The sequence below is a fragment of the Corallococcus praedator genome, from assembly GCF_003612125.1.
Lineage (GTDB): Bacteria > Myxococcota > Myxococcia > Myxococcales > Myxococcaceae > Corallococcus > Corallococcus praedator.
The window spans coordinates 1-403 of sequence record NZ_RAWI01001319.1 but is presented as its reverse complement, the minus strand read 5'-3'; the positions used below and the strand labels follow the sequence as shown (position 1 = coordinate 403).

The window sequence follows — 403 nt, the reverse complement described above, 5'->3', positions numbered from 1 at the left end:
CATGGGGGCCTCCTCCGGGTCGGGCCCGGGCGTTGTGCCCCACCAGGGGTGCCGCGCGCAAGCCGACGCCTTGATGCGAGAACGAAAAGGGACCATCTATGGGACCTCCCCCGCCGCCGAGGCCCCCCATGCACAACAACGCGCCCGAGCACATGCCGGCCCTCTTCGGCCCGAAGAAGCCGCTGCGCGACAAGCTGGAGGGGGGCCGGCGCTTCGTCATGAAGACCGACTTCGAGGCCGCCGGCGACCAGCCCGCCGCCATCGCCGAACTCAGCCAGGGCGTGCTGGCGGGCGAGCACAACCAGGTGCTGCTGGGCGCGACGGGCACCGGCAAGACCTTCACCATGGCGAAGGTGATCGAGGAGACGCAGCGCCCGGCGATCATCCTCGCCCCGAACAAGAC

1 protein-coding gene is annotated in these 403 nt (G+C 70.7%); it reads left to right on the top strand.

Translation table 11 applies throughout. The annotated features are described in order from the left end of the window. Window positions 1–128: 128 nt before the first annotated feature. Window positions 129–403: DEAD/DEAH box helicase family protein (locus D7Y13_RS44260; protein WP_158626263.1), on the top strand; the 275-nt coding region annotated here is incomplete at its 3' end.